This is a genomic window from Streptomyces sp. NPDC085866 (assembly GCF_044541035.1).
Classification (GTDB): Bacteria; Actinomycetota; Actinomycetes; order Streptomycetales; family Streptomycetaceae; genus Streptomyces.
In genome coordinates this window covers 214518-235748 of record NZ_JBITSQ010000017.1, presented here as the reverse complement: position 1 = coordinate 235748, position 21231 = coordinate 214518, and the positions used below count along the sequence as shown (strand labels likewise).

The following is a 21231-nucleotide window of genomic DNA, read 5'->3' as shown; positions in this document are numbered from 1 at the left end:
ACCGCTGTGCGCCGGACTCAGTTGACGGCGGGACTCAGTTGACCCCCGTTGGATCTAACAGGTCCAACCCGCCTCATCAGGGGCGGCGGCTCCCTGCACCAACCGACGGTTCCGTCTGCGCCCGACTGGCTGCTGGAGCTGGGCCTGAACCGCGACTCTGGCGGCCAGCGGTATCGCCGGCATCCTGCAACCGCTCAGCGCATCGATGCCGCATTAGCTCTCACGTCATCGGAGTCGAATATCACGGCGGTATCAACGTCCACGTCCACAACATCATGTACCGCGGGCGCTTCGACAGCGTCGTACACATCGTCAACGTCAACGACGACCGGACGGGAGGAAAGCCCGGGCTGATCCGTGAACCATTCGCCCACCAGGTCCATGACGTCGTGCAGAGCCGCCAGCGGAAAGTACTCAACCCCCCGGGTGGACAGCCATCCTTCCGTGTCGAGTCCGTCCAGGACGAACCTCTCCAGCGCTCTCGCCATACCGACGGGCAACCCTGTGATCCGTAGATGCTGCGCGGTCAGTCCGTCCTCGGCGTGCTGCCGGAGCCTGTTAGAGCCGCTCCCGGAGCTGATGCCGGGCTTCACTGTGTCCTCGCCAGTCGCGGTGTCCAATCCGCCCACGACGTAGTACACGTCGTGGGGTGGGACAGCGCCGCCGTACATCCCCGGGGGACATTGGGGGCACCCACGCTTCATCTTGTTCGGGATCAGGCCGAACTCGTGCCCGGCGAAACAGACCGCCCGGTGAGGGCGTGACGCTGCTATCCACTGTGACTCGAGCACGGTGATGCCGAGGTCCTTGGCTCTCTCGGAGAGCTCCTCGAACTTGGCCAGCTTGTTGCAGGTGCCGCAGAAGTCTGGGCGGATGGCCTGACGCCCATCCCAGCTGTCCACGTAGAACGAGTGCGAGTGGCCGCGACGGCACCTGACGTCGACGGCGTTGCGGTACTCCTTCACGACGGTGGATCGAGTCTCACGGACGACCGCCTCGACTTTGGCGAACCCTTCCGCGTACTCAGCAGCTTTCCGACAGTCTGGGCACAGGGTGTCGACGGGCTCACCCCGCCAAGTCCTCGCGTTGGCCCCGGTCGTTTTGAAGTGGTGTCCCTTCGAGCACTTCGCCGCGAACACGACATGGCCGTCCCCTGACTCGTCTTGCTCGTCCGTGGCGGTCAGTTCTATACCCTCGGTCTTAGCCACCGACTTCAGAACGGCCAAACACTCCGCAACCCAGCCGGCGTTGCGGCACTTCATGCACCACGGCTTGTTCGGGCCCATCCCGAAGGGTCTGGGGGTGGACAAGACGTCCCACGCACGGACTGCAAATTCGTGACCGACACTACACGTGACATCCGTCCAGCCGACCAGGCCGCGCTCCTCGTCTAACGTCCACGCCTGCCGCCGGCATGCCTGCCGGAACAGGTCCATCAGTGCGTTGATGTGGACGGCGGCTTCCGTGCTCACGTCCGAGGGCTCCGGCTGGTTGCTCGTCATGCGGGTTTCTCTCTCGTTGTCGGCGATCACGCGCGCTCCAGGTAGCGGTAGGTGGTCGGTTCCCGAACACCGGCAATGGACCGCCCTCCGCTGCGGGTTTTTGCTACGAGGTGCGCTGGCGCGGGTACAGGGTCGGCGGCTTGTCGGTCGGGTTGGCAAGCATCCGGCGGACGGTTTCCGGGTGCCAGCGGTCTCCGCGCTTCGGCCGGATGCCTTCGGCGTCTAGCACCGCGGCGATCTCACGGAAGGACAGCTCGTCCTCGTCGCGGAGCTGGCGGGCGCGGGCGCGGGCGGCCTGCTCCGCTTCCGCCTCGGCCAGCTCCTTCTGGTGGGCCCGCCATCCGTAAGGCGGGGCACCGTAGGTGTATCCGCCCTGTTCGGCCTTCTCGCGCCGTCCGCGACGGAGTCGGGCGGCGATCATCGACCGCTCCAACTGGGCAAAGACGCCTATCATCTGGCGCATGGCGGTGCGCATCGGGTCGTCCGGGTCGTCTGGGTGGACTTCCCCGGAGCCTGCGGTGAACGCGTGTCCGCCGTGCTTCCAGATCTGGGCCAGGATGGCCTCCTGGACGACGAGGGTGCGGGCGAACCTGTTGAGGTTCGGCGCAATGATGCCGTCCGCGGTGCCGTCCTCGATCTCGGTCAGTGCGTCGGCAAGCCCGGGGCGTTCGGCGCTCTCCAGCGTTCCGGAGCGTCCTTCATCGCGGTAGATGGTGCGGCCAAGCCGGTGGCCACCCTCGCGGCACCACCGGCGCACGTGCTTCTGGCGCACGTGCTTCTCCTGAACGTCGAGTCCATACCCGTCGAGTTGGCGCCCGGTGCTGACGCGGATGTACCCCACAAGCCTCATGGGCACATGATGACGGGCTGTACTGACAATGGGCCGTGACCTGGGGTGTCACAGAAGGTGGCATAACTGTGACGCCTTCAGGACCCTGACGGGCGTTCAGGGGCCTGAAGGCGTCACTGCTCCTAGTCTCCGCTGTCGGCGCCGCTACTGCTCTCGCCCGCTCGCTGACTGTCTGCTTCATAGATCTCGCGCACCTGGCGAAGAAGTGCCTCCGCCTCGGGCGTGATCTTGCCTTCGATCTCAACCGTGCTGGGTCCCAGCTCGATGCGAATTCGAGCGCCCTTGTGGCGGTTGGCAACAGCTTCGATGGCGGTCCGCAAGGTCATCCAAGCGCCGTTGTCGCGCATCATCAACGCAACAATGAGGAGCTGACCGGAGTCGATGCCGAACTCTGCCGCGTAGCTAGCTTCCGCCCCCTGCTCTTCCAACTGGGCTAGGAGTGCACGAGCAAGACCCGGTGTAGCACGCAGCTTGACTTCATCAAAGATGGCCGCGGGGTCGACACGGAGTCGGAGAACTCCCGGTTCGGCTGGCGGGGGTTGAGGCATGACGTCATGGCCGTGGGTCATGGCCTGAGGCTAGCGCCACCGGGAAAGGCCCAGGGAGGGAATCACCCCCCCACGCGAGCGATGCACTCCGGATATGGGGGGCCTATCCGGGATCCAGGAGCTACGAGGGGCACCGAACATCCGGACGTCCCGTAGGGGCAGCCGTGCAAGTCGGCTGCCCCTACGGCCGTCAAGCCTGCCCCTCGTAGCTGATCTCGCTGAAGGACGAGCTTTCGCGGCCTCCCCGTGTGGGCTCAACGGCCTTGCGCAGCACTTTCAGTACCTCCGCCCATCGCGGGCGGATGTCTCCTGTTGCCCACATCACCAGCCCCACCAACACGGTGAGCAGGACGCCGACCGTGCCGGCCAGGCCCAGCGTCACCGCGCCGGCTGGCGACTGGAGGCCTGCGGCCGGGATGATCTCCCGCCCGCCGACTGTCGTGAACCAGGTGGTCCACGCGACCAGGGCGGTGCCCAGGCCGACGAGCGTGATGCGCAGCGCGCGAATCGCCCGGTGCGCGTGGACGCCCACCGTGCCCGGCGCGGACCCCAGCACCTCGGCCGCCTCGGCTTGGGTCATTCCCAGCTCCCTGGTCAGCAGCATCACCCTGCGCTGCTGCAGCGGCAGGTCGCTCAGCGCCTCGCCAACTACGTGCTGCAGCTCCGCCTCGGCGATGGGATGGACCGCCGGTTCGTCCTCCGGCCGCACGTCCGCGTCGAGCGAGGCGTAGCCCCTGCCCTCGGCATAGTGCCCTGCCGCCCGCCTGATCTCGTTGTCCATGCACGTGTGGACGTACGCGCGCATCTTGACGATCGGCTCCGTGACTGCCAGCACGGACTTGAGGACGTTCTGCACGACGTCCTCGGGATCCGCCGACGACTGCGGCACCCCGCGGGTGCGCAGCCGGCTCCTGGCGCGGCGGACCAGCTTGCCGTACCGCTCCTCCACCAACATCGCCAATGCCTCGGCGTGCCGCGACCGCGGCCTGTCCTGATCAGCCACGCCGCCCCCGCCTCCCCGACCGGCGCCCCTTGCACGCCCGTACGTCCGACGTCCCCTCGGCACGAATCATCTCGGCCTTGCCCGCCGCGCGGAGGCGGAACGCGATGCTCTTCAGCACGCCCTGCAGTGCCGGCGCGAAGAGCAGCACCAGGAACACCACAACCCCAACACCCGTCGACTCCACCGGACCTCCTCCAGTCCCCGGCCCAGCGCCTCACGGTGAAGCAGTGGCCGTACACATGCTGAGAGACGTACGGCCACCGGATCCTTTACACAGCGCCAGAAAAATCTCCGGAGGCTCCCGTGCTCCCCGCGTCTGCTCCACGCTCCGGTTCGCCGCGCAGGCACTGCAGATCGTGCGCCGCCGCCGCACCGTCACTGCCAACACGGTCACTCTCGAGCGCCTATACGCCGTCACCGACCTCACGGCCGAGCAGGCAGGCTCCGCCGAAATCGCGCATCGCATCCGTCGGCACGGGGACATCGAGAACCAGCTCCACCACGTGCGCGACACCGCTTGGACCGAGGACGCCTCCCGCGTGCGCACCGGCACCGCCCCTCGGGCCATGGCCAGCCTGCGCAACCTCGCCATCGGGGCCCTCCGCCTGGCAGGACGCCGGAGTATCGCCGCCGCCATCCGCCACCACGCGCGCAACGCCACCCGCCCCCTGACCACCCTCGCCATCACATAATCAAACTGGACAGCCCCACTGAGCAGGCTGCCGAGGGCCCTGCATAGATTCCCGGACGACGAACGCCCTGATCAGACAGCTCGGCTGATGTCCAGCGCCGCGGCCCGGCGAGGCTGGCTCAAATCGCGGATCACACCTCCAAGTTTTGAACGCGTTCAACTCTTTGGTCTAGGCTCACCCCGAGACGAAGAAGGGGTAGCCGATGAAGATCGTGATTCCTGGTGGGACCGGACAGGTCGGCTCGGTCCTGAAGCGCGCACTCGAGGCCGCCGGCCACGAGGTCGTGATTCTCACCAGACGTCCCAAGCGCGAAGGCGAGGTCCAATGGGACGGCAAGACCCTGGGCCCATGGACGGCAGCGGTCGACGGCAGCGATGTCGTGATCAATCTGGCCGGACGCAGTGTGAGTTGCCGATACACGGCGGCCAATCTGCAGGCCATGATGGACTCCCGGGTCGACTCCACCCGGGTCGTGGGCGCCGCGATCGCTGGCGCTGCCCAACCGCCCCGGGTCTGGCTGCAGATGAGCACCGCAACGGTGTACGCGCACCGCTTCGACGCCCCCAACGACGAGGCCACCGGCGTGATCGGCGGCACCGAAGCCGGCGTGCCGGACTACTGGGCGTACAGCGTCGATGTCGCCAAGGCCTGGGAGCAGGCTCAGCAGCAGGCCGAAACGCCGGCCACCCGCAAGGTCGCCCTGCGCTCGGCCATGGTGATGAGCCCGGACCCCGGCGGGGTCTTCGCCGTCCTGCTGGGACTGGCCCGTTTGGGTCTCGGCGGCCCGGTCGCCGGCGGAGCGCAGTACGTGTCGTGGATCCACGAACACGACTTCGTGCGCGCGGTGGAGCTCCTGATTGACCGGGAGGACATTACCGGGCCGGTGAACCTGGCGGCTCCCCATCCCCTGCCACAGCGCGCATTCATGCGCACTCTGCGCTCCGCGTGGGGTGTACCGGTGGGTCTCCCGGCGACCAAGTGGATGGCCGAGGTCGGCGCGTTCGTTCTGCGTTCCGACACCGAACTGCTGTTGAAGAGCCGCCGCGTCGTCCCGGGCCGACTGACTCAGGCAGACTTCGACTTCCAGTACCCCCAGTGGCCGCAAGCCGCCGGCGAGCTGGTGCGTCGGATGCGCAGACGGGTCGGGGGCGGTTCCCCGGCACGCCGGTGAACGATCCGGGACGCTGGCCAATCTGGCGGCCCCATCGGGCCGTGGCCAGCCTGCGCAACCTCGCCATCGGAGCCCTCCGCCTGGCCGGATGCACCAGCACCGCCGAGCCCGATGACGGCGACGATCCCCCGCTTTGTGCAGCACCCGCCCGCTGACGTTGCCGTCAACTACTGCCGTCAGACGCCCCAGAGCCCCACCGGAAACAAAATCCGGTGGGGCCTCTGATGGTCCGCATCCGACAGGAATATATATAGATGCGATCTCCTGCGTCGACGTCGGCTCGATCCATACTTTGAAATCGGCACCGCCAGTCAATGCAGACCTACAAAAGCGGAAGATCTCCCTATCGCCCACAAGGAGTTCGGCGAGCTCCATCCGCTCCAAGAAACTGACCCCTGTGCCACCGCGGCGGAGCGGCACGAATCAGCCGTTGGACAGCCCGATCCTGGCCGCCCTCTCCAGCATGTCAACCGCGACATCGGTCTCCCGCAGCGCGGGATAGGGCTCGGCGAGATCGAACACCACTCGACGCGCGAGCGCCACGGCGGCCGCACACAGCTCATCGTAGGTGCACCGAAGTGACCGGAATGAGTCCGAGGGCGCGACGGTCACCCACTCACCTCGCCGACGAAACTCGATCTCCCCTTCCACCTCAGTGAAGTCATAGCGAGCCTCCCCTTCGTCCCGCAGGCGTTCGCATACATGGAGAAGCGACAGGCCGAAGTGCAGGAGCGGGATCCAGCAGTTGTCGCACCGCCACTCTGCATCATCCGTCCGAATGGCGATGCTCGCCGGAAAGAAGGACCAGAGCAGCTCACCCCGCGTGGCGGACCCACAGTTTCTGTGGATCTCCCATCCACCACGGCCTTCCTGACTACCAAGGGTGTAGGAAATTTCGATCATTTGACTGGATGCATCGTCTGGACGTTCCGATCTTCATCAATCCAGACCCGGACCCTGGTTTCGCCGTTCTCACCGACGACCCGTCTGAGGTCGTACTCATGGGCATGGTTACCGCTCACCGGATCCTCCTTGACGGGCACCGGCGCATTCGCCACTACCTCATTCGCGATGGCTTCGTAGTCGTCTGGGTCGATGTCTTCGTGGAACTTGCTCCCCGATGCCGGCGAGCCGGGACCGTGCCTCGGCAGGATATGGGTGTCGATCTGGTAATCTGAGAGGCTCACAGGCCCGTTGCAATTGTGCACCAGCACCGCCGTGTCGCCAGCCAGTACATAGTACGTGTGGAGGTCGTCGACGGTGAGGTTGTACATGTCGCGATCGCCAGGACGGGGGATGACAGCGGCGACGTGGACGTGGTGGTTGCTCGCGGTGGTGAGGACGTGGCCGGTACGGAGTTTGCCGGCTGGGACCCAGGTGTGGAGGGTGTCGTCCCAGAAGGGGTGTATAGCGTTGGTGTGGACGGTTTCGGTGGTTCCGTCGGCGCGCTGGATACGGAGGTCGACGAGGTCGTAGTCGTGGTTGATGAGGGTGGCGGTGACGCTGCGCGGGCCTTTGTGTTTGCCGCTGGCGGGGTCAGCGGCCTCGACCTTGTCCCCGGTCTTGATCTCGCCGATGGGTTTGGTCTTGCCGTGAGCCATGAGGACCGGGGTGGCTGGGGTAAAGCTGCACCCTCTTTTCAGGGCCCTCAATGTCATCATATCGGCTTCGGCTTCAGCGCCTTCGCCTCGCGTTCCCAATAGCAGCGCCAGGTCGAATACTAGCTTCCCTGTGCCCTTGGCGCTCCGGCCGTTTGCGTAGTCTCCGGATATCTCGGCTACACGCGAGGCCATCCCATCAGCCGCACCACCGCCCGTGATGGAGCCGATGAGATAACCGACCACGTCCTTGCAGCCGTCGCCATGGAGGACGCAACCCTTTTCCGTGAGGTACTGCTGGTAGGAGCCTTGGACGTAAGAGAGCCCAGTGTTTATTGCCTCGTCGACCACAGTGCTGACGACAGCACCGAGCCAGCCACCGCCACCGCCGCTGCTGGTGTGGCCGGAGCTGCTGGTGTGCGACGTGCCGCAGCTGCTGTTGCACGGGCGCGATGGACGCGGCTTGCTCGGGTCGACGCCTTCGCCGGGGCGTCCGTTGCCCTTGGTTCCGTCGGGTCGCGTGGGGCAGGCTTCCTGTTGGCCTCCCGCTCCGTCGCAGGCGAGTCCCATGCCCGTGGGGTCGGACTGGGTGGTGGGATTCTGGGCCCCGTAGCTGTAGCCGTTGAGGGTCTGGTGCCTGTCGAGTTCCAGGAGGGGGTCGACGCTGATGAACTGGCCGATGGTGGGGTCGTATTCGCGGGCTCCCACGTGGGTCAGGCCGGTCGTGTCGTCGGTCGGCTTGCCCAGGAACGCTTTGTCGTCCGGCCAGGACGTCGGCTTGGTGCCCCGTGGGGCGCCGAACGGGGTGCTGTAGCGCTTGGTGACCGCGTACGTGGTGGCGTCCAGGGCGATGCTAGAGGTGCCGTGGTGGTCGGCGGCCAGGAAGCTCAGCTTCGAGCCGGAGACTCCGGACGTTGCCGTGCGGACCGCGATCGACTGGCCGTTCGCCGTGTAGTAGCGCGTACCGGACGCGGTCTTCGCGGTGCCCTTGGTCGTCAGGCGCAGTTCCGTGCCGGCGCCCAGGTAGAGGATCGTGTCCCCGTCTCCCTTGGCCCGGCGGATCAGGAGTTCACCGCCCGCGTCGTAGAGGTAGCTCGTCTCCTTCGCGCTCTCGGTCAGCTTGGACAGGTCGCCCTCGGTGTTCCAGGCCAGTGCCTGCTGGGCCGTGGGACCGGGGCGGGACATGGTGTTGCCGCTCTTGTCGTAGGTGTAGCTGCCGGTGCGGGCGCCGGTCGTCTTGTCCAGGGTGTGCGGCTTGTTGTCCGTGGTGTCGTCGTAGGTGTACGTCGTGCTCTTGTCACCGGACGTGGTGTGCTGGGTCTCCGTCTTGCGCTGGCCCGCGTCCGTGTAGGTGTACGAGGTCCAGTACGGGGCGGCGCCGTCGAGGTTGGCGGCCGTGCGGCCGGAGGTCGCGCAGTCGGCGCTCTTCGGGGTCCAGGCTTTGGTCATGCGACGGTTGCCGTCGTAGGCGAAGCACTGGTAGTCGGCCTTGGCCGTGCCGCCCTGGGTGGTGTCGTCGAAGATCGAGGTGACGTTGCCCGCGTCGTCCTGGGTGAACTTCAGTTCCTGCGGCATGTAGCCGTGCACGTCATCGGTGACGAAGGAGCGGGTCAGACGCCGGGTTCCCTCCTCGTAGTCCCAGTTGAGGTAGGCCTTCTTCGCCGATGACGTCCCGTCCTTGCCCAGGGTGAGCTGGCGCAGGTCGCCCTGCGGGGAGAAGGCAGCGCCTTGCAGGTAGCCGGTGGTTCCCGTCGCGGTGAGCTGTCCTCCGAGTGCGCTGTAGGTGTAGGAGACCGTCTCGGCGGCCAGGCCGCCCACCGCCGGTGCGGAGTACTGGCTGATCGTGCCGTCCAGGTTGAAGCCCGTGCTGAACGACAGCTTGTTCTTCACGTAACCGTCGGAGACAAGGGATTCGGTGTCGGGCAGTATCAGGTCGCTGCCGGTCACGTGGTACATCGCGTCGAAGGCGGTGACCTTCTGGGTGTAGGCCTTGCCGCTGCTTACGGCGCCGCCGTCGTAGCGGGTGGCGGTGTCCTGCTGGCCCTTGGCCACCGAGTCGAAGCCCCAGGCGGCGAGCTTGTTGGCGTCGGTCTTATCGACCTGCCACATGCCCTTCTTGCGGCCCAGTTTGTCGTACTCGTACAGCAGCTTCTTCGAGGCGTCGTCGTTCGGGGTCGTGCTGACGAGCTGGTCGAGTTCGTTGTACTCGCTGCTGGTCTTGCCCTTGTCGGGGTCGGTCGCCGTGACCTGGCGGCCGAAGAGGTCATAGGTGTAGGACCACTTGGTCTGGTCGGGTCCGGTGACCGTCTCCTGCTGGCCGGCGGGGGTGTAGGTGTAGTCGGTGGTGGTGAAGTTCGTGCCGGTGGGTGTCGGGCCGGCGTACTCGCGGCGCTGGGTGGTCTGACCCAGGGCGTTGGTGACGACGGCACTCGCCTGGCCGCCGGCTGGGGCGGTGGTGGCGACCGTGTCGCCGGTGTAGGTGGTGTCGGTCATCCAGCGGGTGACGCCGTGGACCTTGGTCACCGACTTGGTGGCGCGTCCGGCCCCGTCGTACGTGGTGTCGGTCTGGATCGGTGCCTGGCCTCCGGAGATCTCCGCGGCCTTCGAGCTGGGCAGTGACGTGCTGTCCCAGATGTCGCCCTGCCGGCTGACCGCGAGGCCTCGCGCGTCGTAGCTGGTCAGGGAGATGAGCTGGCCGCCCTGCGGGGTGGGCGCCTGAGTCTGGCGCGAGCGCAGCAGAGAGTCGTAGAACTCGTACGAGGTGTTGTAGCCGGAGCCGTCGTTCTTCAGGGCCGCGGTGGAGACCCAGGACATGTCCGCATTGGTGATCTTGTAGGTGTAGACGTAGTTCGGGGTTTTGCCCAGCACCTTGTTGCGGTTGGGCAGCCACAGCTTGGTGATGCGGCCGAGGCTGTCGTACTCGCTCTCGGTGACCTTGCTGTTGGGGTCGGTGACCTTCAGCGTCGCGCCGGTCGCGAAGTCGAGAGCCGTGGTGGTCGTGTACGTCTTGGCGTCGGAGACCGCCGTCGACGTCAGCGGGCCCGTGGCCTTCGGCGTGTAGGCGGTCGAGGACACAGCCAGGCCATTGGTGTCCTCGACGATCAGCGGACGCCCGAGGGTGTCGTACGTGGTCTTGGCGACCTTCTGCCACACCGGAGCGCCGTCGCTGCCATATCCCTTGGCACGGCCGGTCCAGGTGGCATCGCCCTTGGTCGGCTTCTGCGAGTCCGACCAGGTGGTGGCCGCGGTGTCGTCATAGACGGTGGCGGTGTCGGAGATGACATCGCCGGAACGCTTGGAATCGGCCGGCAGGTCGAGCGAACCGTCCGTGGTCGCGCAGGTGGCTGCGACCGTACGGGTGCGGGAGACAAGGGAGTTGATGCCGTTGCTGGTGTTGCGGGCGTACCAGGTGCGGGTGCACTTCTCGTCGCCGGTGACCGAGTCATCGCCCTCGTCCTCGACGGTCTCGGCCATGCCGTCGTCGTCGTAGGTCGTCTTCACCGTGTGCACGCGGTCGTACGGTGTGAGCTTGCTGGTGATGTTGGTGCGGGTGCGGGTGGCGGCGGTGCGCACGTAGTACGCCTCGGTGTCCGCGTACGACTTGTGCTGCGTCGCCGTGCGCTTCGACCACGGGTCGTTGACGGTTGCGCCGACTTCGGTGTCGCCGTTGTACGTGACCGACTCACGGGTGAAGCCCGCGTACTGTTCCGAATCGGTGATCTTGTCGGCCTTGATACCGGTCACGTCAACGGTCTTGCGTTTGTCGGGGTCGGGGGCCTTGTTGTCCGGGCCGAGTACGCGGTCGCCGTTCATGCCGCGCAGATAGAAGGTGACCTCTTTGCTCTGCGTGTGCCCGGAGACGCCGGTGACGTGGGTGACCTGCTGGTAGCCGCGCCAGATGGACCAGGTGCGCTCCTTGGCCGGGGTCAGCGGGTCCTCGTCGTAGTGCCAGGCGCCACCGCCGGTGTACTGGTAGCTGTGCTGCACCTCTTCCGAGCCGCCGAAGGGGTCGTTGGTGGACACTGCGTAGACCGGGTACTTCTGGAACCAGTCGAGGATCGGGTCCTTCTCGCCGTTGGGTGACCAGTACACCGGGTAGCAGCGCTTGGTGTTCTCATCCACCTTCGGCTTAGCGCCGGCCGCGGTGCAGTCGGCGTCCATGTAGGTCACGATCGTCTGAGCGCCGGTCTCGGACGTGACGGTCTTCAGGCGTGGCTTGTCCAGCGGCAGGATGTTGTCGGTGCCGTCCACGCGGTTGGGCAGCATGACATGGCTGAACTTGACGGGGTCCAGCGACAGGTCGGTGCCGCGCTTGCCGGTGTGCTTGATCTCGTCCAGCCACAGCGACTGGTCGGTGGAGTCACCGGTGTCGCCCGGGTCGAGGTACAGCTGCTTGAGCGACCAGACATCAACGCGCTCGAATCCGGGCGTGGCAGCCGCCGCGTTCCACGCGTAGGTGGTGATCGCCGTCAGCCGCTTGCGCGTGAAAAACGTGGGACCGACGTTGCCGGTGCACTTGTCGCCGTCCTTGCAGATCGCGTCGAACGGAACGTCCGGCCAGTTGTCCCGCGTGTCCTTCGTCAGTGAGTCACAGCCGGCGCCGGATGCCAGGCAGCGCTCCTCGTAGTCGAAGACGACCTTGTCGGATACGGCAGGGGAACCGGAGAAGAGGGCGTCGGAGCGCTGGCCGTAGCGGATTTCCTTGAGGTAGCCGCCGCGGGTGTAATCGGTGCCGGTGTTGTCGTCGCCGAGCTTGTCGTAGTTATTGTGCTCAGCGGTGTACCAGTACGACATGGCGTTGCCGTGGGTGTCTTCGACGTAGTCGAGGTTCCACCGCCAGGCCTGCATCTTCGCCCGGTCGGCGAACGTGTCGCCGCTGGTGAAGCCGGGCTCGACGGGGTCGTCGCCGAAGACAGGTACGGTCCACACCGAGTTGGTGCGGTCGCTATCAGGGGCGCCGTCGAGCTTGTTCAGGCCGAAGACGTACTTCGTACCGTCACCGGTGATGACCGTCCAGTACTCGCCCTTGCCGTCGATGCCGGTGGTGCCGTCATCGCCGTTGTCGGCACCAGTGGAATGGGTGACGGTGGAGGCGTCGTCGTCCTTCAGGCGCCATACGCCCGTGGTGTCGTCCAAGACCAGCTCGGTGGCCTTGCCGTTCAACACGAGCGAGGCGTTCTCGTACTTCCAGCACAGGTCGTACTTGCCGTCCTGGCCGTCGTCGTCGCAGGAGCCGTACTTGCGCTCGATGTAGGACGAGGTGAGATCGAAGCCCGTGCCGACCTGGCTGCCTTGATTGTTGGTGTTGGCTGTCTGACCGTCGACTGCGCTGGAGTCGTAAGAGATCGACAGGTCCGGCTGAGGGCCGGCCGCCGCGGGCGGCACCCGCAGCGGGTAGGACCAGGTGAACGATCCCGACGAGCCGCCGGCCTCCCATGTCGATGAGGAGGACAGCGGCGTCGCCTTGTAGGTGCCAGCACCGGACTTGGTACCCGCGGCCAGGGCCAGCATCATTGTCTGCCCGCCGGAGGCGAAGCTCATGGGAGCCGCGATGCTGTCCTTCTCGCGGTTGTTGACCGAATCCAGCTCGATGCGCTTGCGGCACTTCGCGGCCGACGGATCCTTCAGGGCGCAGTCGGGCAGGCGCATCAGTTGAAGGCGCCCGGCCCAGTCACCGCCGTAGGCGGAGGCGAAGGCGGAGTAGTCGATGCCGAGCCGGGCCTTGCCGCCGGCGTCGGGACCCGTGAGTTTGAGGACCACGCCCTTGACGCCGAGTTTGGCGGCCGTCTTCTGGTCCAGGATCTCAACAGCAACAGAGTCGGCCGTCTTGCCCTTGCCGGGTGCGGCGACGGTGACGGGCAGCGAGCCCGGCTTGGCCTGGTGGCTTCCCGTACGGGGCACGCTCACCGATGCCTTGCCGGCTGTCGGCCAGGTGACCTTGCGCTGCTGGTCGTGGCGGGCTCGGGCGGATGCCACCCGGTCGGCCTCAGCGGCCTGCTTCACCTCGGCCACGGCCTTCTTGTTCACCTTCGCGGTGAACGGCCTGACCTTGGTGGCGTGCGGCGCCTCCAGGTGCGGACGACCCAGCGGGTGTGTGTCCTCGGCGAAAGCGACGGGAGTCAGCAGCCCCGGCACAAGTGCCAGGCCGGTTGCTGCGGCGATACGCCGCAACCAGCGCTCTCTTGGCCCGGACCCGCGGCCTACGGGAGGTCGGGGTATGCCAAAGGGATTCATGATGGGTCTTCCTACGAGGCGCCCGGGGGTGTGCCGGCCGGGCGCGTGCCGTTGGGAGCGAAAAATGCAGAGCATCGAAGCAGGCGGGCGTGGGGGCGGCTGTCCGGGGCGGCCCGCTCGGTGAGCGGGCCGCCCGTCATGGCGGTTGTTCAGGCGCTGTCGGGGCTGTCGAGGACCTGGGAGCGCACCTGGTCGGCGTTCATGGCTCCGGTCCAGATCCTCAAGTCCTGCAGGCCGCCGGGCAGGTAGTTGCCGGTGGTGCCCGCGGTGGTGCCTCGTCCCAGGCTCAGTTCTCCGCTGCCCTGCTGCGGGGTGTTGAAGGTGGCCGTGTCGTCAGCCGGTTGGTCGAGTTCACCGACGTACAGGTGGAGCTTGCCGTAGCGGGTCTCGGTCTTGGTGGCATCGGAGGGGTCGGTCCACTCCCAGTCCTCCTGAGCGTCGAACACGCCGGTGATCTGCACCCACGAGTCGGTGACGGCCACGTCGCCGGCGGGAACTTCCGCGTTCTGGGTCGCCTTGCCGGCCTCGTCCACCGCGGTGCGGGTGAACTTCCATTGGTAGGTGTCTTCGGCGGGCTTGACCACCCACAGGGCCCAGGAGGATTCGCCGCCCATGCGCTGTGCTGCCACCTGGGCCTTGTAGCCGACCGGTTTCGCCTTCAGTGCCTGTGCGTCCAGGCGGACGCTGGCGGAGACGGTGAACGATCCGGTTTCGTCGACCACCGGGCCCGTGGAAGCGGCATACTGGCTGGTGCCGTCCAGGAAGAGGGCGTTGTCGTCCTCGTTCACTGTGGTCCCGCTGGGCGCCAGCTTCATCGACGCCGCCGGGTAGGGCGTGTTCTCCGGGATCTCGCCGCCCTTGGCCGCAGTGGCGTCCCAGTGCGCGACGAGCTCGTTGGCCCGTACGCCGTCCTGCACAAGCTTCGCGTCCTCGACGATCTGATCGGGCGTGAGCGCGTACTGCCATACGGCGACCTCGTCGATGCGGCCACGGAAGTTGTCGCCCCAGACGCCGCCGGCCAGCGAGCGGCCGAACTGCAGACCGGCCGTCGACGTCCACGGCTGGTAGGCGGTGGACAGATCGTTCAGCACCACCGGCTTGCCCTGCGGGCGGCCGTTGACGTACAGCTGGATCGTGTCGTTCGTCTTGTCGGCGTCATCCTTGGTGTCGAAGACGGCCGCCAGGTGCGTCCACACCCTCAGCGGCGGAGGGCCCGCGTCGGCGATCGACCGCAGATACACCGGATTGTCCTTGACATCCCCGGCAGTGCGGTTGAAGACCCACGTCTTGTAGGACGTGGAGTAGTACAGCGTGAACGCCGACCCGTACGTGCCCGGAGCTGAAAGCACCACGCGGTTCTGCGAAGTGTCCGTCAGGTACACCCAGGCCGAGACGGTGAAGGAGTCCTTGGTGTTCACCGCCGGCACGGCGGTGGCGGCATAGCCCGAGCGCAGGGTGTCGTCCGAACCATCATTGAGCCACAACGAGTAGTCGGCATCGCCACGGCGGGCAAGGGTGGACCATCCCGTACCGCCCGTCTGCAGCGTGGCGTCGTGCCGGGTGCCCTCCGTCGCGCTGTCCTTGGCCACCGTCGTCCCGGAGCCGGGTGCCGCGTCGTCGAAATGCCAGCGCCCCACAGCGTCAGGGGCCGGGGCCACCTTGAAAGCGAACTCCGCGGGTGTGCCCCACCGGTTGTGGACGTCCTTGGCCCGCACCGACAGCACCTGAGTTCCCGACAGCCGTGGTGTCACGTTCTTCGCATCAGCCTTGAGGCTGCCCGAGACCGTCTTCGTGGGCGTGGACAGCAGCTTGTACTCGTAGGCGGTGATGTCGGTGTGCCCGGCGTCGTTGATGTCCGCGGCGTTGGGCTGGAAGGTGAACGATCCGGGAACGCCCGGGCCGCCCTTGCCCTCGCAGAGGTTCGCTGTGCACTCCGTGTACGGAGAGCCTGGAGTGATCCGTGGAGCCTTCGGCGCCGACGAGTCGATCTTGAAGTAGCACCAGGGACTGTAGGACGACCACAGGTCGCCACTCTTGCCGTCATAGGACCAGTGCGACTGCGTGCGAGCCCTGTACCGGTACAAGCCCCCATCGGCACGCTCGCTGGTGGCCAGCGTCTCCAGCCTCCCGTCCGGAGCCCAGCCCTTGTCAGGCCTGTATCCAGTCCACACCTGGTGCCAAGGCGAGTCATCACCGCGTTCGACAACTAACTCGGCCTGCAACGCAGCTGCCTGGTCGCCCTTGTGTGGCTGCACCAGCGTCTGCACCATGGCCTGGACCGTCGGAGTCTTGATCGTCGCCACGAGCGGGTTCGACGACGACTTGTAGCACTGGGCCGTGCCCCTCTCGCCTGCAATCACCCCGACGTTCGTGGGCACGCCCGGCTTGTAGGCGAAGACCACCGACAGCTCAGCGCTGTCATCGAACCGCTTCCAGGCCCGCGGGTCACTCTCGTCCTTGGCACGCAGCATCAGCGTGAGCCGGCTGATCTTGCCGTCCGCGAAGGAGCGGACAGTGCTCTTCAAGTTCTCGTCCGACTCGTTCGGGTTGTCTTTGAACTCGACCCACTTGTCGGGCTGGTCGGGGCTACACAGATCGCCGCGGCCCGCCGCAACGTTCTGGTCGCCCATCAGGTCCAGCTGCTTGGGGCCGGGCCACCGGGTGCCCTCCGAGATGTTGTCGGTGCGTACCAGGTCCACCCCGTGCGGGTCGCAGTTGAACGACCACGTCTCATGGGCCCGGAAGGTGGCATCCAGCACGTACTTGCCGGCCAGCTTGGTGGGAGCGAACTCGAAGTACATCCGGTCGACGTAGCCGCCGCCGCAGTAGTAGCCGTCTGCCGAGCCGCACTTGCCGACGCCCTTGTCACCGTCGAACATCCAGAACTTGTCACCGTCGGAGGACAGCTTCGTGCGCTCCGAGACGCCGAGCCCGACCGAGGGGTCAATGTAGACGGGGTAGACGGTGCTTTTGCCGCGCAGCAGCTCGAGGTCGGGGTGCACGGCGACGGCGCCGTCATCGACCTTGACCGGCAGCACAGCGGTGGCATCGCCCTCCCCCGGCTGCGACGGATCGTCCTGCGCTTGGCCGTTCGCGGACACGGGGGTGTCGGTGCGCATCAGTTGGGTCTGGGAGCCTGACTCAGCGTCACCGGCGGAGTCCCACATCTGGCCTGCCGGGCCGCGGAAGACGGCGTTGCCGTCCTCGTCGATGGCTCGCAGGCCCCCACCGGCGCCCGGCGCCACGGACAGACGATCCCCGGATGCGGCGAGCCTGACCTGCTCCAGAGCGGGGTTCTGCGCCGCCTCGGGTGTCTTGACGACCAGGACTTCCCGGTAGCTCTCGGCCGTGGCCGTCAACTGCAGGTCCACACCGTCAAACACGTTCGCATAAGTCGCCGTTGCACCGTCCAGGCTCGGCTCCGGCAGGCTCCCGGACCAGCCCAGGGTGATGGACCGTCCGTCCTTGCCCAGACGGATCATGTCCCAACCCGAGCCACCACCGGAGAACGACAGGTCCACCACAGCACCCTTGGGAGCAACCCGGCCGTCAGCACGACGCTCCAGCACCGGATCGACCGCGCCCCAGCTACCGTCCGCCTCCTTCACCCGCTGCGGCGTCGTGGACTGCGTCAGCGTGAACGAACCGTCCGGATTCGCCTTGGTCGTGGAGTACTCGGTCCGATCCGCCGTCACCTCCACCGGCTCCCCCGACTCCTGCGCCCGCGCAGACAGTGGCCTCACCCAACACCCCGGTATCCGCCGCAGTGGGCGTCGACATCCCCAGCGCTGCGGCAGGTAGCCCAGGCAGCACCGACAGGACGAGCGTGGCCGCGACACCGCCCCAAAGGCAGGCGCGTGCTCTTCGTGCCCTCCTCATCGGCGTCACACGAGCCCTCACAGGCTTCACCGAATCCCCCCGCATATGAATCTTGTAAAGGTCATGCAAAGTAAAGATCCGGCTACCCACAGCAGTCAATTATCTGTGGGGTCGATCACACGACCACTCTGGCGCCACCCTGACCTGCACAGATAAATCCAGCCACCGAACTCGCCTACATAAAACAGGGCATTCACAGAAACATCACGCGGCCCGGACCAGCAGGACTCAGACACCCGCAGCACGCAGACAGGACGTCACCAACAGCACGGGCAGGCCGTACAGCACCCCGCTCCCGACCGACCCAAATCCTGCTCCCGCCGCCAGCGCCCGCACCCCCGCCCCGAGTTGGCCAGTAAGCCGCTCAAACCTCTGCAAACTCCCGCTGCGATGCCTCACTTCAAGGGGGGCTTTGCCCGCATACGTCTTGCCGCCTCGGCCGTCGCTGTCGCCCTGGCCTTTGTGCACCCATGGCTTCCACGGCGACACTGCCGTCCACCAAGACAGCCCGGATGCACCATCAAAGGCCGAATAGCAACGACCCTTTGAGAAGTCCGGGTGGATGATCCGAGGGCGTCCTGTTGGGTGGGCAATCTTCGTCCGGGCTGGTGGACAGCTGATCAGTGTGTCGGGGCTGGGAGGCGAGGGTAGATCGCGGCCGGATCGATGTTGAGGTTGGCGTCAAGCCGCATCGAGCCATTTCCAGCGATCGCTGCGTCGACTAGCGGTTTCGTGGTGATGACGCACGCGACGCTCTCGTAGTGGGTGTTCTTGTGCGACGCCTGGTTATGCGAGATCGGGCTGAGGCGGCAGCAGACGGCGGCTTCGAGCCGCTCGTGGGGTTGCCTACTCATCATGCTCGGGGCTTTTGGCGTAGTGCTGGCTGACCAGCTTCCAGGTCTCGCGATTGCTATCCCAGAAGAGGGTCTCGGCGACACGAGCGGGCGGAAGCCACTGGTGGTTCTGATGTTCGTGCGGGTTGATGCGCACCGTGGTGTCCGATGTGCTGGCGGTGTACAGAGTCTTACTGATGGTCAGCTCGGCGGAGATGACGACAGTTAGGTCTGTGGCGATCTCGATGAGCTGCGTGGCGATGAGCGCCAGCCCGGTCTCCTCTCGGATCTCACGGAGAGCGGCCTCGAGCGGAGCCTCACCGTCTTCGATGCCGCCGGTGATCGGCTGCCAGAAGGCGTCGTGCTTGCCCGGCCGAGCCGGTACGTGGAGGAGGAGGACGTCCTGGTCAGGGCTGGTGATCCAGCACTCGATGCTGTATTCGGTCGTCACAGAGTCCGACCTTATGCGTGCAGGGCCGTGGTCAGGGTGGCTGTGACGTTGTTCAGCGGGTTCTGGCTCAACTTCTGTGACGCGGCTACTCTGAGTGGCATCCGGACACCTTCGAGTCATGCGCGAAGTCGCCCGAAAATGGTCCGTGGACAAGACAGTTGGGCCAACAGTTCGGGGCCGTGGAAGAGGTCGCGCGCTGGCTGAAGGAGTTGTTGTTCCCGTCGATCGCGGACGTCGCGGTGCTGTCGGTGGACGTGAACATCGAGATAGTGCGCGTTGACGCGCAATGCATCGCGAGCGGTGCCCTGTGCCCGGTCTGCGGAGTCTGGTCGAACCGGGTTCATGGTTCCTACCTGCGGTTTCCCGCTGATGTGCTGAGCGGTGGCCGAAGCGTTGTTCTCCATCTGAGGGTCCGTCGGTTCACCTGCGGGAACTCGGGCTGCGCACGCCGTACCTTCGTCGAGCAGATACCCGGCTTGACGCGTCGGCACGGTCAGCGGACCGAGCGGTTGCGCTCCACCCTGGCCGCGGTCGGCCTGGCCCTCGCGGGCCGGGCCGGAGCCCGCATCGCCCGCGTTCTCGGGGTGTCCGTCAGCCGCAGCACGGTGCTCCGGCTGGTCGATGCGCTGCCCGAGCCCGATGTCCCCGCGCCGCGGGTGGTCGGCGTCGACGAGTACGCCACCCGCAAGGGCCGCCACTACGGCACCGTCCTCGTCGACATCGAGACCCGCCGCCCCGTTGATCTGCTGCCGGACTGGGAGGCGTCCAGCCTGGCGGCCTGGCTCGCCGAACGGCCGGGCATTGAGGTCGTCTGCCGCGACCGTGCGCCGTTCTTCGCCGAAGGTGCCTCCGCCGGCGCCCCGCAGGCCGTCCAGGTCGCGGACCGGTGGCACCTCTGGCACAACCTGAGCGAGGCCGCAGAACGGACCGTCGCCCAGCACCGCCGCTGCCTGCGAGCCCTTGTCCCGGCCACCGCCGAACCCGAGCCTGAGCCCGCCCCGGAAGAAGAACCGTCCGGTTCGCCATGGCCGACCGGGCACCGGTTCGCCGACCGCATCAGGTCCCGGCACGCCGCCGTTCACGGCACTCCTGGAGGCAGGACAGCCTGCGTTCGGTCCAGCGGCAGCTCGGCATGGCCTGACACACCGTCAAACGGTTTGCCGATGCTGCGAAGCCGGAGGACCTGTTCACCGGCCAGTGGCAGCACCGGACCTCGGTACTCGACGATTATAAGCCCTACCTGGACGACCGCTGGAACGAGGGCTTCACCAACGCCTGGAAGCTGTGGGAGGAGATCGTGCCGCTCGGCTACAAGGGCAGCCACCAGCGCGTTCGCGCCTACCTGTACAAGAAGCGCACCTCACCGCGACCGGTGACCGCCCGGCCGCCGTCGCCCCGAACGGTCTCCGGATGGATCCTCAGACGCCCGGAAACCCTCACCGAGCCCGAACAACTCCAGCTCAAGACCGTCCGCACCCAGTGCCCCGAACTCGACGCACTCACCCGACACATCCGGTCCTTCGCGGTCATGCTCACCGACCGCCAAGGCGAGCGTCTCCCGGACTGGCTCGACGCCGTCCGACAGGACGACCTGCCCAGCTGCCACACCCTCGCTGCTGGCATCGACGCGACCTCGACGCCATCACCGCCGGACTCACTCTGTCTTGGAGTTCAGGTGCGGTCGAAGGTCATGTCAACCGGATCAAGATGCTCAAGCGCCAGATGTTCGGGCGGGCAGGCTTCCAACTTCTCCGCAAACGCGTCCTACTGGCATGACGGAGGGTCGCCGCGTCAAGGGCGACGAGCCAGAGTCTTCGACGCGAACAAGACCGATGGGGTCAGGTGTCGGCGCATTCGTCGATGACGGCGCAGGCGAGGCGGATGCCGCCCAGGTAGGTGGAGATGCCGTCATCGCCGTGCATGTGGGGCGCGTCCTGGAACCACTGCCGCCACAGGCCGCCCTCCTGGAGGAAACGGCTGGCCCGGTCGCTGTGCAGGACGGAGTCGGTGTACGCCAGGGCGCCCATGGCTGTCGGCTGATCGTAGGCGAGGTCGGGCCGATGCAGGTAGCGATCCAGGTAAGCGGCGAGCAGGTCGGCGTCCCGCGTGGTGCCGAAACTCGCCAACGCCACGCAGTAGGCCCCACCCGCGCAGCAGACCTCGCTCTCCAGCAGCAGTGCTCCCAGACGCTCGCGGAAGTGGTCACGGCGCGAGACGGCGGCGAGCCATGCCGCGGTGCGCCGCTCGCGCCAGCTGCCCTCGAAGAGGATGGTGAGCTCGGCGTCGGTAACAGCCCTCGCATCAGCGGCCAGGGCATGAACGAACGGCTCGTACTCCTCGCGCGACATGCGAAGTACCGCTCCGCCAAGCTTCAGGTAGCGGCGCGCAGGGAGGCAATAGCGGCGGTACAGGGCCTGTATCTCGGGGTCGTAGCGGATCACCACCCCATCCTCTCGCGACGAGCACGCAG

Annotated in this window: 14 protein-coding genes; 4 read left to right on the top strand and 10 right to left on the bottom strand. The window is 66.6% G+C overall.

Annotation, left to right across the window (positions count from 1 at the left end; translation table 11 throughout):
- Positions 1-194: 194 nt before the first annotated feature.
- From ACIF83_RS36325 to ACIF83_RS36305, 5 genes are all read right to left on the bottom strand, one after another.
- Complete coding sequence (locus ACIF83_RS36325) at positions 195-1532, bottom strand: hypothetical protein (RefSeq protein ID WP_399733527.1); 1338 nt, start codon at positions 1530-1532, stop codon at positions 195-197.
- Between the two features lie 73 nt (positions 1533-1605).
- Positions 1606-2352, bottom strand: a complete 747-nt coding sequence (locus ACIF83_RS36320; RefSeq protein ID WP_399733524.1) for a recombinase family protein — start codon at positions 2350-2352, stop codon at positions 1606-1608.
- A gap of 122 nt (positions 2353-2474) precedes the next feature.
- Positions 2475-2921 carry a hypothetical protein gene (locus ACIF83_RS36315; RefSeq protein WP_399733521.1) on the bottom strand — a complete coding sequence of 149 codons (447 nt, stop codon included), beginning with the start codon at positions 2919-2921 and terminating at the stop codon, positions 2475-2477.
- Between the two features lie 169 nt (positions 2922-3090).
- The gene (locus ACIF83_RS36310) at positions 3091-3903 is read right to left on the bottom strand and encodes a sigma-70 family RNA polymerase sigma factor (protein WP_399733518.1); all 813 of its coding nucleotides are present in this window, start codon (positions 3901-3903) and stop codon (positions 3091-3093) included.
- Positions 3896-4087, bottom strand: a complete 192-nt coding sequence (locus tag ACIF83_RS36305; protein ID WP_399733515.1) for a hypothetical protein — start codon at positions 4085-4087, stop codon at positions 3896-3898. The genes ACIF83_RS36310 and ACIF83_RS36305 overlap by 8 nt, the downstream gene beginning before the upstream one ends.
- Before the next feature lie 43 nt (positions 4088-4130).
- Here ACIF83_RS36305 and ACIF83_RS36300 point away from each other — a divergent pair, with 43 nt between their 5' ends.
- Together ACIF83_RS36300 and ACIF83_RS36295 are read left to right on the top strand one after the other, a co-directional pair.
- A complete protein-coding gene (locus tag ACIF83_RS36300; RefSeq protein WP_399733513.1) occupies positions 4131-4595 on the top strand; it encodes a hypothetical protein in 465 nt (154 codons plus the stop codon).
- A 202-nt stretch (positions 4596-4797) separates the two neighbouring features.
- Positions 4798-5766, top strand: coding sequence for a TIGR01777 family oxidoreductase (locus tag ACIF83_RS36295; RefSeq protein WP_399733510.1), 969 nt, complete (start codon positions 4798-4800; stop codon positions 5764-5766).
- Between the two features lie 423 nt (positions 5767-6189).
- Here the strand turns inward: ACIF83_RS36295 and ACIF83_RS36290 are convergent, their stop codons facing one another.
- From ACIF83_RS36290 to ACIF83_RS36275, 4 genes are all read right to left on the bottom strand, one after another.
- A complete protein-coding gene (locus ACIF83_RS36290) occupies positions 6190-6669 on the bottom strand; it encodes a hypothetical protein (protein ID WP_399733507.1) in 480 nt (159 codons plus the stop codon).
- Positions 6666-13598, bottom strand: coding sequence for a polymorphic toxin-type HINT domain-containing protein (locus tag ACIF83_RS36285; protein ID WP_399733504.1), 6933 nt, complete (start codon positions 13596-13598; stop codon positions 6666-6668). Before ACIF83_RS36285 ends, ACIF83_RS36290 begins: the two co-directional genes overlap by 4 nt.
- 149 nt (positions 13599-13747) lie before the next feature.
- On the bottom strand, positions 13748-17299 hold the full coding sequence (locus ACIF83_RS36280; RefSeq protein WP_399733573.1) for a LamG domain-containing protein: 3552 nt from the start codon (positions 17297-17299) through the stop codon (positions 13748-13750).
- Positions 17300-18323: 1024 nt separating this feature from the next.
- Entirely contained in the window at positions 18324-18761 is a 438-nt protein-coding gene (locus tag ACIF83_RS36275) for an NUDIX pyrophosphatase (RefSeq protein ID WP_399733501.1), read from the bottom strand.
- 179 nt (positions 18762-18940) lie between these two features.
- Here ACIF83_RS36275 and ACIF83_RS36270 point away from each other — a divergent pair, with 179 nt between their 5' ends.
- The gene (locus ACIF83_RS36270; RefSeq protein ID WP_399733498.1) at positions 18941-20137 is read left to right on the top strand and encodes an ISL3 family transposase; all 1197 of its coding nucleotides are present in this window, start codon (positions 18941-18943) and stop codon (positions 20135-20137) included.
- The gene (locus tag ACIF83_RS36265; RefSeq protein WP_399733578.1) at positions 20059-20625 is read left to right on the top strand and encodes a hypothetical protein; all 567 of its coding nucleotides are present in this window, start codon (positions 20059-20061) and stop codon (positions 20623-20625) included. The genes ACIF83_RS36270 and ACIF83_RS36265 overlap by 79 nt, the downstream gene beginning before the upstream one ends.
- On the opposite strand, the gene ACIF83_RS36260 is transcribed toward ACIF83_RS36265, so the two are convergent.
- Complete coding sequence (locus ACIF83_RS36260; RefSeq protein WP_399733495.1) at positions 20600-21202, bottom strand: DUF6000 family protein; 603 nt, start codon at positions 21200-21202, stop codon at positions 20600-20602. The genes ACIF83_RS36265 and ACIF83_RS36260 overlap by 26 nt on opposite strands.
- Positions 21203-21231: the final 29 nt, after the last annotated feature.

What these genes read in the sequence shown, in the direction of transcription:
- ACIF83_RS36315 (WP_399733521.1), bottom strand. Translation starts at nt 2,921, where the DNA reads ATGACCCACGGCCATGACGTCATGCCTCAACCCCCGCCAGCCGAACCG.
- ACIF83_RS36290 (WP_399733507.1), bottom strand. Translation starts at nt 6,669, where the DNA reads ATGATCGAAATTTCCTACACCCTTGGTAGTCAGGAAGGCCGTGGTGGA.
- ACIF83_RS36295 (WP_399733510.1), top strand. Translation starts at nt 4,798, where the DNA reads ATGAAGATCGTGATTCCTGGTGGGACCGGACAGGTCGGCTCGGTCCTG.
- ACIF83_RS36320 (WP_399733524.1), bottom strand. Translation starts at nt 2,352, where the DNA reads ATGAGGCTTGTGGGGTACATCCGCGTCAGCACCGGGCGCCAACTCGAC.
- ACIF83_RS36285 (WP_399733504.1), bottom strand. Translation starts at nt 13,598, where the DNA reads ATGAATCCCTTTGGCATACCCCGACCTCCCGTAGGCCGCGGGTCCGGG.